Annotated in this window: 10 protein-coding genes; 3 read left to right on the forward strand and 7 right to left on the reverse strand. The window is 45.7% G+C overall.

Features of this window, described 5'->3' with window-relative positions; translation table 11 throughout:
• The first annotated feature begins 1 nt into the window (after position 1).
• Both R7127_RS11705 and R7127_RS11710 read left to right on the forward strand, forming a co-directional pair.
• Positions 2-994: an ABC transporter ATP-binding protein gene (locus R7127_RS11705; RefSeq protein WP_053306923.1), complete on the forward strand. Its 993-nt coding sequence runs from the start codon at positions 2-4 to the stop codon at positions 992-994.
• Complete coding sequence (locus tag R7127_RS11710) at positions 994-2,790, forward strand: aminopeptidase P family protein (RefSeq protein ID WP_033905167.1); 1,797 nt, start codon at positions 994-996, stop codon at positions 2,788-2,790. Before R7127_RS11705 ends, R7127_RS11710 begins: the two co-directional genes overlap by 1 nt.
• A 166-nt stretch (positions 2,791-2,956) precedes the next feature.
• Here the strand turns inward: R7127_RS11710 and R7127_RS11715 are convergent, their stop codons facing one another.
• A complete protein-coding gene (locus R7127_RS11715) occupies positions 2,957-5,401 on the reverse strand; it encodes a collagenase (RefSeq protein ID WP_064376408.1) in 2,445 nt (814 codons plus the stop codon).
• Between the two features lie 302 nt (positions 5,402-5,703).
• On the opposite strand from R7127_RS11715, the gene R7127_RS11720 reads away from it, so the two are divergent.
• Positions 5,704-6,138 (forward strand): hypothetical protein, encoded by a 435-nt coding sequence (locus tag R7127_RS11720; protein ID WP_033905164.1) that lies wholly within the window; start codon positions 5,704-5,706, stop codon positions 6,136-6,138.
• A gap of 120 nt (positions 6,139-6,258) precedes the next feature.
• Here R7127_RS11720 and R7127_RS11725 read toward each other — a convergent pair whose 3' ends face one another.
• The 6 genes from R7127_RS11725 to R7127_RS11750 all read right to left on the reverse strand — a co-directional run bounded on the left by R7127_RS11725 (position 6,259) and on the right by R7127_RS11750 (position 12,687).
• Positions 6,259-7,107, reverse strand: a complete 849-nt coding sequence (locus tag R7127_RS11725; protein ID WP_033905163.1) for an ABC transporter permease — start codon at positions 7,105-7,107, stop codon at positions 6,259-6,261.
• 2 nt (positions 7,108-7,109) lie between these two features.
• Positions 7,110-8,390 (reverse strand): ABC transporter permease, encoded by a 1,281-nt coding sequence (locus R7127_RS11730; protein WP_033905162.1) that lies wholly within the window; start codon positions 8,388-8,390, stop codon positions 7,110-7,112.
• A complete protein-coding gene (locus tag R7127_RS11735; protein WP_053306926.1) occupies positions 8,387-9,508 on the reverse strand; it encodes an ABC transporter ATP-binding protein in 1,122 nt (373 codons plus the stop codon). The genes R7127_RS11730 and R7127_RS11735 overlap by 4 nt, the downstream gene beginning before the upstream one ends.
• Positions 9,509-9,581: 73 nt before the next feature.
• Entirely contained in the window at positions 9,582-10,496 is a 915-nt protein-coding gene (locus R7127_RS11740) for a dihydrodipicolinate synthase family protein (protein ID WP_005377851.1), read from the reverse strand.
• A gap of 56 nt (positions 10,497-10,552) precedes the next feature.
• Complete coding sequence (locus R7127_RS11745) at positions 10,553-11,527, reverse strand: ornithine cyclodeaminase family protein (RefSeq protein ID WP_005377853.1); 975 nt, start codon at positions 11,525-11,527, stop codon at positions 10,553-10,555.
• Between the two features lie 86 nt (positions 11,528-11,613).
• Positions 11,614-12,687, reverse strand: coding sequence for a polyamine ABC transporter substrate-binding protein (locus R7127_RS11750; protein WP_033905158.1), 1,074 nt, complete (start codon positions 12,685-12,687; stop codon positions 11,614-11,616).
• Positions 12,688-12,798 lie beyond the last annotated feature (111 nt).

The raw sequence follows: 12,798 nt of genomic DNA on the forward strand, positions 1-12,798 counted from the left end.
TATGAACAAAAAAGAAGTCCTCATGTCTGCTCGTGATTTAAACGTCCACTTTCCTGTTTCGCGTCACCTTATTCCAAGTCGACGTAAAATCGTGAAAGCGGTCAATGGTATCGACTTAGATGTTTATCGAGGCGAAACACTTGGCATTGTGGGGGAATCAGGCTGCGGAAAATCAACGCTTGCACGCGCCTTACTTCGCTTAATTGAACCTACACATGGCGAGTTGACTTGGAAAGGTCAAGACATGCTCGGGTTTAGTAAAAAAGAGCTTTCCTCTCGACGTAGAGAATTTCAGATGGTGTTTCAGGACCCATCCGCTTGTTTGAATCCGAGATTAACCATCTCAGAATGCATCGCCGAACCACTGCTCACCCACGAGCCACAACTTAAACGGGCAGAGGTAGAAAAGCGTGTCATCGCTATGATGGATAAAGTGGGTCTCTTGGCGAGCCAGCGAAACCGCTATCCACATGAATTTTCCGGAGGTCAATGCCAGCGTGTGGGCATTGCCAGAGCATTAATTCTCAATCCAGATTTGGTCGTGTGTGATGAACCCGTTAGTGCGCTAGACGTCTCCATACAAGCTCAGGTCATCAATCTTCTAGATGATCTTAAACAAGAAATGGGGTTAACACTGGTGATGATTGCGCACGACTTAAGCGTGGTGCGCCATATCAGCGACCGCGTTATGGTGATGTATCTTGGTAAACCTATGGAAGTAGGACGTTACGATAAAGTATTTGATGATGCACAACACCCCTACACCAAAGCACTGTTATCTGCTGTCCCGATAGCTAATCCGCAATTAGCACGTGACCGTGAAATACAACTATTGCCCGGCGATCTTCCTTCTCCACTTAACCCACCGAGCGGTTGCGTTTTTCGTACTCGATGCCCAGAAGCCACCGAAGTATGCGGGCAACAGAACCCAATAAAAACAGGCTCGGAGCAGCATCATATCTATTGCTCAAATATGACTTTAGGAACCATTTAATGAACAATACTAACTCAGTAAACCAACGCCTTACGTTATTGCGTGAGGCAATGTCCTTTCACAACGTGTCTGCATATATCGTGACCAACAATGACCCACATAACAGTGAATACTCAGCGGATCATTGGTTAGCGCGAAGCTGGATTTCAGGTTTTACCGGTTCTGCAGGCGATGTCGTCATTACCCAACAAGGTGGTGGCCTGTGGACTGATGGTCGTTACTATATTCAAGCTGAAGAACAGTTACACGGCACAGGACTTGAACTGTTTAAAGCCAAACAACCAGAAACACCGACAATTGCCAAATGGCTGGCTACCACGCTCCCAGAAAACAGTATTGTCGCGGTTGACGGTCGCGCCATCAGTTACGCTTTTTATCAAGGCCTCAAACAAGCCTTTGAAACGAAAAACATTAAGATCATTGTCGACCTGGATTTACTCACACCGATTTGGCTTGAAAGACCACCTCGCCCAAGTGCACCCGTATTCGAGCACCCCACCGCTTTTGCTGGCGTTGACACTGAAAATAAGTTAGCGAGAATCCGTTCTTGGTTAACCGAGAACCAAGTAGATAGCTTATTAGTGTCAACGCTAGATGATGTCATGTGGACAATGAATATTCGAGGTGGTGATACGAATTACTGCCCAGTTTCTGAAGCCTATCTAGTCGTAGAGCAATCACTTGCGACACTGTTTATTGATAAAGCCAAACTGCCTCAAGACGTTGAAAGAGCGCTGACCGAGCAGAGTGTACACATTCGCCATTACAACTACGTAAGTCAGTATTTGAATCAGCAATGTGAGGGATTATCGCTCGCTTTTAACCCGACCCACACAGACAGCTTATTGGTGAGTTCGATTGAAGGGAATGTGAATCTAAAGCCAATGGCTTGCCCTGTAACGGCAATGAAGGCCATAAAAAATGCGACCGAGCTAACTAGCCTAGAACAGGCATTAACAGATGATGGTGTGGCAATCGTAAGGTTTATGAACTGGCTCGAAGAGCAAGTTCCAAGCGGACTCGTTACAGAATTGTCTGCTGAGGCACAACTGAATCACTATCGCCGTCAAACCCGACATTATGTGAGTGACAGTTTCCGCACTATCGCAGGCTTCGCGGCTCACGGGGCAAAAATGCATTATGCCGCCGATGAAGAAAGCAATGCGGCAGTCAATGAAAGCAACTTCTTTCTCGTCGATTCTGGTGGCCAATACCTTGGCGGGACAACAGACATCACCCGTACTTTCCACTTCGGGTCACCGACCATTAAGCAGCGCAAAGATTATACCTTGGTGCTCAAAGCGGTCATCCGACTGACTCAGACTCGATTCATGAAAGGCTCTACGGGTGCCAATCTTGATATCATGGCGCGTGGCGTCTTATGGCAACATGGTATTGATTACAAGTGCGGCACTGGACACGGCGTGGGCATTTGCTTGAATGTTCACGAAGGCCCACAAAATTTCTCGCAAAGCCACCACGAGGTTGAACTAAAACCGGGTATGGTCATTACTAATGAACCAGGCGTTTATCGCGAAGGTGAGTACGGGGTAAGAATAGAGAACATTCTTAAAGTTGTAGAAGTAGAACAAAATGAGTTCGGCACGTTTTACGGTTTTGAGACCATCACTCTTGCTCCAATTGCGACCAACGCCCTTGATTTATCAATGCTAGATCAAGCAGAGCTAGACTGGCTCAATCATTACCATTCACGAGTCTATCAAGCACTTAGCCCTTTTCTTGATACGCAAGATAAAAACTGGCTTCAACGCACAACCCAACTTATTGAGAAATAGGATATCAGCAAGCTTTATAACGTTTTCATTTTCATCTCAAACTCCTTGTTTGCCAGCCTTCGGGCTGGCTTTTTTTATAGAGATAACGGTGTGAAAAACAAAAACGCCCCGCAATATTTGCGAGGCGATCAATTAAATTAAATTAAAATGATGCAGTTAAAATGCCCTACTGACGACACTTCTGAGCATCAAAATCAACGACGATGGCGGCATTCTCAAAGTCACCAGATACTTTAACGTAGCCCCAGTAGTTACTCTGATTTGACAACGTAATACACTCTCCATTACCAATATTATCTGACCATCCGTGAAGATTAGTATCATCCGGCCAACCGGAGTTACTGTATTCAAGCTTTAAGTTACCCGTACCGTTCCCCGTCGTTATCGCCAGATTTAAGCTCTCATTCACCGCTGGCACGCTCAGCCAAATGGTTTGTTGATTTGCCAAGCAAACTGGTTCTCCTGCTGTTAAGCGCCCACCGCTTACTTTACTTTGCACCGCGCAGTCTTGTGGCAATGTGTCATTACCGCCCGACGCTGAGATAACAACAGTATGAGTGGCGGTTGCCGTCAAGCCTTCACTGTCTGTCACACTTAGGCTGACCGAATACTCCCCTTCACTCCCATATTGGTGCGTCGGCTTGGTTTGTGTACTTGTCGAGCCATCACCGAAGTCCCATAAGACGCTGACGATCTTCCCGTTTGGGTCTGTACTGTTTTCACTGCTAAATGTAATGCTTTCACCGACTTTCCCCTTACTGTTTGCGGTTATGACTGCATTAGGTGCACCATTTGAGACAAGGGCTTGCTGCCACTGCTCAAACTCACTTTGATACAAATTCGCCCATTGGGTGATCGTGGCCTTGTAATTGCTCCAATTCCCTTGGCGTGTTTCCACCAGCATTTGGTTTACGTCATCTTTATGATTTTCAAACATAAAACGTACAGCTAAGTACCCCCAACGATAAATTCGATCGACATCAAACCCATCATAAGTAGTCTCGAAAATCTCACTTAAGGTATACGTCGAGCCGTCTAAAATCGTATCAAGTGCTGCTTGGTTGTCATTTTCTTGAGCGACATACTCTGCAATGCCTTCACTCCACCACACTATTTTTTCAGTTGGATGACTAAACCCTCCATAGAGATCAAATCGACCATCTAAGTAATGCACGTATTCGTGCTCTAAGTTCCAGACAAAGTGATCCGCGTTCGCATAAGAGGCTTCATAAGCAATAAAGTTGGGAATATTCCCCGGCTGGGAAGGATCGCCCTCCAAGTACATACCGCCATTGTCAGTACTAATATCGAAAATTGGCCCTGCGTACTTACCATAATCGGTGCTTGAATCGAAGATATTGACTTGGAGCTGAGTGTTGTGGTCATCTTTTACTGGCTGTTCACCAGTTTCTAATGACTGATGAAAGTAACCCTCTTCGTAACCCATTTTAGAACATGCGGCCGCGTGTTGCTCTTGCGTCATATTCTGGGACAATATTCGAATTGTTGGACTACAAGTATAAGTTTGCGATAGCACTAAGCCTTTTAGCTCAGTTTCGAAATTACAAATTCCGAACTCACTACAATCTGCGTAATATGAGGCGGTGTCCGCCGCCGCAAGCCAAACCGCGTCACCCCGACCATACATTTCATACTGTTCAAAGATTCGACTTAGCTGACTCTTCACCACAGAACTCGCGTTACCCGCATACTTGGTCAAACGCCCGAGCTCTCGCCCCGCATTCGCGGCCATAAACTCATCTTCAGCACCGATTGATGACGCCCTTAGAGCGAAATCGCCTAAAGCTTTGGCAAGGTCCATTTGATTGCCAATTATTTGCACAAATTGCTCGTTCCACTGCCCACCAAACAAAATAGTAAAAACACCGTTAACCGCATTGCGCATATACCAGTGCTGGGCGTATTGATCATTCCAACGAGTAAGCCACTGGGTCACTTGTGGTAAGTACGCGTGCTGCAAGCCCGCACTATCCATAGTGATGATGACTTCACTAAGCACTTTGCCGTGACGATCGCTGTTCTCGTAGAAGTTTGCGTTGTTAACAAACGCATCCACGGATTCTTTCACCGCTGGTGTGACCCATTCAATAAATGAGATGTTGTCATTGTAAAACTCGGCGTAATAACCCGCGCGCAAGTATAAGAACAACGTTTCTAGTTCATCGCTCCCGCCACCTGTATACCCCTTCGCCAATGTCGTAGTACGCTTCGCAATGTTGTACATATGATCGGAGCTAAATACCGACTCTTGAATCCGACTTTCAGCAGAGAATAGCTGGTTCACACACGTCGCGCCCTGACTTAAAATTTCGCCGATCAATTGGTTACTGCTTTCGGTAACCAATGCTTCCAAATCACAAGCAGTGCTCGACTCATCAAGGCTTTCAAGTGACTGTACTCGAGTTGCCTTGGAGGGCTGAATAGGGAGAGTTGCGGTTGGTTGGTATTCAACTCGATTGGATTCAACACCGTGTGTATGAGCCGAATGTGCATGTTGCTCTGTAACTTGAGAAACTGGCTCGCTTAACGCAAATACGCCAGTGCTGGTTAATGTTGTCGCAATCGCGACACTCAAAGTCTTCAGTTCCATCTAATTTCTTCTATATTGAGTTTTCCTTAGATGCATTACGTCTTTTGCATCGCCACTGCCCTTATTACTGCAAGAGCATCACCATATAATCTACTCGCAAGACAAGAAGAAACATTTTGTTAACAACTAGATGTGGCGGTGTCAGTTTTTGGTACTCGAGTTGCCGTTGCACGAGCTTGCCAGAAATCGATTTGCTTTAATAATATTGATCAACTAGTTGTTTATCTTTCCATTCAAATATCTTTTATTGCTCCTCACAAAAGCTATAAAATGGTTTCTTTTCTTTTTGCTAAACAACTCCTATGACCGACGCTGATATTGAGCTACAACACCTTTGGTTAGAAGTCCAAGCCGAACGCTGGCAAAACCTGCCACGCTTTTTATTCAGTTACTACTGCTACAAGCACAACCTTGTCAGTAAAGCCAACAAAGTTTGCTGGGAGACGGCACGTGCAAACCTGCCCGCTTCAACATCAATAAAAGAGCGAAAAAACGCGGTGGTTGAACCGTTAGTCTCTGAGGAAACCGTCGTTGGGTTATTGAAAGCCATCAGCAAAGACGGGGAAATGACGTTTGACGTGGTGGGAACCACACTTGATGCGTTTTTACACTATGTTGTGATTAGCAAGGAAGAAAAAGCGCGACTTAAATCAAACATGCCAGCTAGTTGGTATCAGCAATCAAACAAGTCGCCTTTGGCACGTTTCGAGCAAGCTGGCATTAAGCTACAAGAGTGATATGTCAGTCATCGCTGACGACAAACACAAAAGAAAAGCGCCTACAATGAGGCGCATTTGATCAAAAATTGAGGTGCCCCTAAACAAAAGTGCAAAGTGACCAACAAAGAAAAAGTCTGGTTATTCTTGAATGCCTCGAATGCGTACATTACGTCTACGTAAAACTTCTAATGTCACGAGCAAACACACCGACATAAAAATCAGCAACGTAGCGACCGCCAATATGGTCGGACTAATTTGCTCTCGAATTCCTGACCACATCTGCCTCGGAACGGTTTTTTGTTCTGCCCCAGTCAGGAATAACGCCACCACAACCTCGTCGAACGATGTGCCAAAGGCAAACAAGCCGCCAGAAATCATCCCCGGACGAATCAGAGGAAAGGTAATGTGTCTGAAAGTATAAAAAGGGTTTGCGCCTAAGCTAGCCGCCGCTTTTACCAAGCTATGGTCAAAGCCGCTTAACGTCGCAGTAACGGTAATGACGACAAAAGGCGTACCTAAAGCAGCGTGTGCCAAAATGACGCCTAGATAAGTTTGTGACAAGCCAAGGCGCGTGTAGAAAAAGTACATCGCAGCAGCAGAGATAATGACTGGTACGATCATGGGTGAGATCAACAGCGCCATAATCGTATTGCGAAAAGGCAAATTACTACTGGCTAAACCCAACGCCGCCAGAGTTCCCAGCCCTGTTGCAACGAGTGTCGCCATAAAAGCAATGAACGTGCTATTTTTCAGCGCCAACAGCCACTGATCACTAGTAAACATTTCTTGATACCAGCGAGTAGAATACGCTTCCGAATCAAGGTTTAACATCCCCTCGGTAAAAGTAAAGTAAGGCGTTGCATTAAACGATAACGGGATGATGGTCAGAATTGGAGCGATTAAAAAGAACAGCACCAACCCACAAAAAGCTAAGTAACCTGCGTAAGCAACTCGCTCTACTTTTGATGCATAGTTTGGTAATGCCATGGTTATCCTCCTACCTTAAGGTTATTAATACCAACCACACGGTTGAACATATAAAACAGAACCAGTACAACGAACAAAAGCAGTCCACCCAATGCGCCAGCCATCCCCCAGTTCAGTGATGTCTGCATATGATAGGCAATCATATTGGAGATCATCTGTCCGCTTCTTCCACCAACCAAAGCGGGCGTAATGTAGAAGCCAATAGAAAGAATGAAAGTAAGCAAGGCCCCCGCACCTATCCCCGGTAACGTAAGCGGCATATAAACTTTGATGAACGCAATGAAAGGCGTCGCGCCTAGAGAACGAGCGGCACGGAAATAAGTTGGGCTAATTCCTTTCATTACGCTATACAGAGGCAGGATCATAAAAGGCAACAGAATGTGCACCATAGACACCACCGTTCCGAAGGTATTGTGAATCATCTGAATTCGCTCAGAAGTAAAACCCGACCAAATAAGGAGATCATTAATGACCCCTTGGTTTTGCAGCAGAACAATCCAAGACGTGGTTCTGACTAATAATGATGTCCAAAATGGCAGCAGCACAATGATTAAAAGTAAGTTCGCGCGCTTATCAGGTAAATTGGCAAGCAGGTAAGCAACGGGGTACGCCATCACCAAACAAATTAAGGTGATTGAAATAGACATCCAAAAAGTTTTAAAGAAAAGGTCGACGTATATTTGGCGTTTTTCTGGTTGGGGTTCAATGTCTCCAAACTCATTCACTTGCAAGTCTAGCGCTGCAAGATAATGACTGAATGTTAATGCGCCACTAAGATTCTTAAACGCCGCCCAATATTTAGGATTAGCCCAACGCTTATCCAGCTTAGCTAGCTGTGTCACCGAGCTCGGCAGCGACGTCAAACGAGACAACTTTCTGCCGGTTTTCATGAGTAAACTGCGCATACCAGACTCTTCAATATTCATCCGGTTGGCTATTTTCGGCAGCTCTTTTCTTTGATAAAGCGCAAGTACTTCAACAGAGAATGCCTCAATGACTTCTTGATGAGGCTGACCTTGATAATCCCAACTTTCTAAGGCTTGAATAGTTTGTGGTAGTGACAGGGATATTTCTCGGTTATCCACGCTTCGATAAAGCATGTCGAGGATAGGAAAAGCAAACGTAAGCAGAATAAAACACACCAATGGCGTTGTGAGCATAATGGAGCGAAGCTTTTTTCGGCGCTCGGCCTTTTGCAACTGCGCTTTCAAATTGGTTTCTTGCTCATGAACTTGGCGTTCGATTTCCAATACAGAATCTAATGCGGTTAGCTCTCTACTCATGCTGCTACCTCGCTACTTTGAGTTTGTGTCCCATCAAGAGCATGGCAATCGTCACTTTGCCAACCAATACGACAAATTGAGCCAGGCGTTAACTGCAAGTGTTTACGATTATCGTTAGGTGCTTTAACGATGAAGTGACCAACGCTCTCTACTTCGACGACCAGACGATAATGATCACCGTGATAAATCAATTCTCGTAGGACGCCCGAGACTTGGTTCTCACAAGACGCTTTCTCTGGTTGAATAACAATCTTTTCTGGTCGAATGGAAAGTGTTGTTCTCTGCCCTTGCTCAGAGACTCTGACAGGTTTCGCAGTAAATAACTCTTTCCCAACGAGCACTTGGCAATACTTTCCGTTCCACTCTTTGACTAAACCTGAGAGTTGGTTGTTTTCTCCGATAAACTGCGCAACAAACGTATTACTCGGAGATTCATAAAGCTCGGTTGGTGTCGCGAGTTGTTGCACTTCGCCGTGATTAAAAACCGCAATACGGTCGGACATAGTGAGAGCTTCGTCTTGATCGTGCGTCACATACAAAATGGTAATGCCAAGCTTTTCATGCAAATGTTTAATTTCCATCTGCATTTGCTCGCGCAGCTGCTTATCTAATGCGCCTAGTGGTTCATCCATCAACACGAGTTTAGGCTCAAACACTAATGCTCGCGCTAACGCGACACGCTGTTGTTGACCACCTGATAACTGCTTCGGGTATCGAGTCGCAACATGCTCAAGCTCGACCATTTCTAATACACTCTGAACTTTGCTTTCAATCGTGTCACTGTCGAGTTTTCGCACCTTTAAAGGAAACGCAAGATTCTCAGCAATGGTCATATGTGGAAACAACGCATAGTTTTGAAACACCATACCAATATCGCGCTTGTGCGGCGCGAGATGATTGACAGGAACGCCATCGATATAAATGTCTCCACCGGTCGCAGTTTCAAAGCCTGCTAGCATCATCAAGCAAGTGGTCTTGCCCGATCCTGACGGCCCCAACATAGTAACAAATTCTCCAGGAGCAATATCTAAGTTGAAGTCTTTCACCACCAAATTCGTGCCATCGTAGGTTTTCTTAACGTGTTGAAAGCTGACATAGTCCTTGTTTTCCGTGCTCATGACTTCCCTCTTCTCATTTTTTGAATATTACGAATGAGTAGAGCGTCAGTTAACGCTCTACTAAACAGCACAATTACAGATTGTATTTGGATAGGTCTAAGCGGGTTTCTAACGCATGTTCAACCATTTGAATGACTTGTTGACGCTCTTCACCTTGTAAGAGTTGGCGTGGCGCACGAACTTGTTCAGAGCCACGTCCGCAGACTTGCTCGGCCAATTTTATGCACTGAACCAGCGTAGGAATGGTGTCTAAACGCAGTAGGGGTAAGAACCAACGGTAGATCTCTAACGCTTCAGCATAACGACCTTGGCTTGCCAGTTTATAAATCGCAACGGACTCTTCTGGGAATGCGTTGGTTAAACCAGAAATCCAGCCGGTCGCACCTAGCATCAATGATTCAAGAGCGATGTCATCAACACCACTGAACACGGTAAAGCGGTCATCAAATTTATTGTAAAGCTCGGTGATACGACGAGTATCAGTGGTCGACTCTTTGATAGCTACAATACTTTCAAACTCAGCCAGTTTCGCCATGATATCGAGGTTTACATCGACACCATAAGCAACCGGGTTGTTGTAAATCATGATTGGCATTTCTGGCGTTGCTTCTGCTAGCGTGCGGTAATATTCGAACGTTTCGCTCTCAGACGTGCGGTAAACCATGGCAGGCATCACCATACAACCATCGATACCAATTTTGTACGCATCCTGCATGTAATCAACAGCTGCTGTGGTAATAGACTCTGCTGTACCAGCAATCAAAGGCACACGGCCATTTACGACTTCTTTTGCCGCTTGCAAAACCTGGCGTTTCTCCTCCGGGTACAACGCGCAGTTCTCACCGACAGTACCCAAGCAGATAATGCCATTCACACCATCTTTAATCTGGTTGTCTATAACGGTTTGCGTTGCGTCTAAGTCAATTGACTGATCTTGACGAAATTGCGTACTGACCGCCGGATAAACACCTTTCCAATCAATTTTCATGAACTACTTTCCTTATATGTATATTGTATGCAATTTAAATGAACGAGCGAAAATGCTCAGACATGGCTATCTATGCCATTTTCTAACAACACCGCCTTTACAGCGGCCAAATCAGCCAAAGCACTGCCAACTGATTTGTATAAAGTAATGACCTCATCGTTTTGACGTCCTGAGATTTGTTGGGCGCAAAGCTGCGGTAATTCCCCTTTGATATCGTCTGACGTGAATACGCCCTCTTGAATTGGAATGAGAAGATCGCCCGCTTCGGCTAATACATTAATACGGCTATCAACATACACCTGTGCTCGTTGCACTGCTTCGGAGTCACATTCACGCTTGTCCAAGTCATGATTACCGACCAAATCAATATGGGTGCCCGGCTGCACGTCTGCGCCATTAAACAAAGGCTCTGCTGATGCAGTAATACAGCTGATGATGTCAACGTGTTTGATAACGTGGTCCACCTTTTCTACGACTGAAACGCGAAACCGACGCTCATCAGGAAGCGACTGATACTCTGAAGATGACACAATGGCATCTACCGTCGCCTCGGCTTTATCTGAGTTACGCCCCCAAATATAAACCTGCTTAAGTGGGCGAACCGCAGCGTATGCCCACGCAAAATAAGGCGCAAGATTGCCCGTTCCGCAGATCAACAGACGATCAGCATCGGGACGCGCCAAATAGTCCGCTGCCAACGCAGAAGCTGCGGCGGTGCGCCAAAACGTTAAAACTTTACCGTCCACGAGTGCGAGCGGCTCACCATCGTTTCGTCTAAAAACAAGCAGCTTAGATGCAAGCGTATCTTTGCCTTGCTCAGGGTTATGCGGGAAATACGTAAAGGCTTTCACCGCAATCAACTCCTGGTTCCAAGCTGGAAGTAGCGCAAACGCCTCGTATTCTCCCTCTTCTAAGGGCATGACTCGGCGTTGAGGTATTGTTGCTGGCCGCGAGTACATTTCACGCATCGTTTCAATAAGAGACTTCATTGTTAAACATTGCGCGACTTGCTGTGCTTCGATGACTTTCATCATTTCTCCGAAAACATAAATACAGTTGAGGAAAGTACGGAACCTCGCTTATGGATGAAAACTCGACCCCATACACAAATTAACGCCTAGTTAAGCAGCCAGGTATTGAACTCTTCATTGAGTTCATCCGCGTAGTCTGACCACCATTCATCGTTAATCAGGAAGGCGGTTTGGAAGTTTTGAGGTGCGGTAGGAAGGTTCGCTAAAATGTCTGGGTTCACCTCCGCCGAAGACGACTTACGCGTAGGCCCATAGGCAACGTACTTAGCTTGATCAGCTAATGGTTTTGTTCCTGAAGAAAAAGCAATGAAGTCCAATGCAAGCTTTGTGTTCTCACTCCCTTTAGGTATCGCCCATCCATTCATGTAACCCATTTGACGGTCCCATATAATCCGAAATGGTTGACCTTCATCCTTACGGGCATTGTGGATTCGGCCGTTAAACGCCGAGGCGATCACCACTTCTTTGTCTGCAAGCATTTGAGGTGGCTGGGCACCTGTTGTCCACCACAGTACTTCTGATTTGATCGTATCCAACTTAGCAAAAGCACGCTCACGCCCCGCTTCGGTTTCGAGCAGGCTGTAGACCTCTTCTGGCTTTACACCATCAGCCAATAGTGCCCACTCAAGATTGCCCTGAGGTTGTTTTTGCAATGCACGTCGACCTGGAAAAGTTTTTAGGTCAAAAAGATCGGTCAACTTGCTTGGCAAAGCCTTACCTTTAAACGCGTCTTCGTTCACCGCTAATACAGTGGACACTACGATGGTATTGATTGCGCACTCGTGAATCGCACCATCAATAAAATCCTCTTGTGCTGGTGTTCCATCTGCGCCCGGAGGCAAAATGCTTGGGTTCACTGGTTCTAGTAACCCTTCGGCGCAACCACGAACAATGTCTGGCTTGTCGAGAGAAACCAAATCCCAGCGCACGTTGTTCGCTTCCACCTGTGCTTTAATTTCAGCTAATCCGCCGCTGAAATCCTCGGATACGATCTCAACACCTGTTCTTTTAATGAAAGGCTTATGATATGCCTCCACTTGGCTCTTGGTGAATGCACCACCCCAAGATACGACCGTCAATTTGTCTTCAGCATAAGCAGAGGCCCCCAACAGCATTCCTGAAATCAACAGCGCCAATGGTGCTTTGGTCATTCGTGACATGTTTTACTCCTTTTGGTTGTTTTTCTGGAGGCATCCGAGTACGGCTGTTGGACACCATTTTTGTTAAAATTAAGTTAACATTAGCATTTAATATATTTTATACAATATTTA

The sequence above is a fragment of the Vibrio sp. 1159 genome (assembly GCF_033340395.1).
GTDB classification, from domain to species: domain Bacteria; phylum Pseudomonadota; class Gammaproteobacteria; order Enterobacterales; family Vibrionaceae; genus Vibrio; species Vibrio alginolyticus.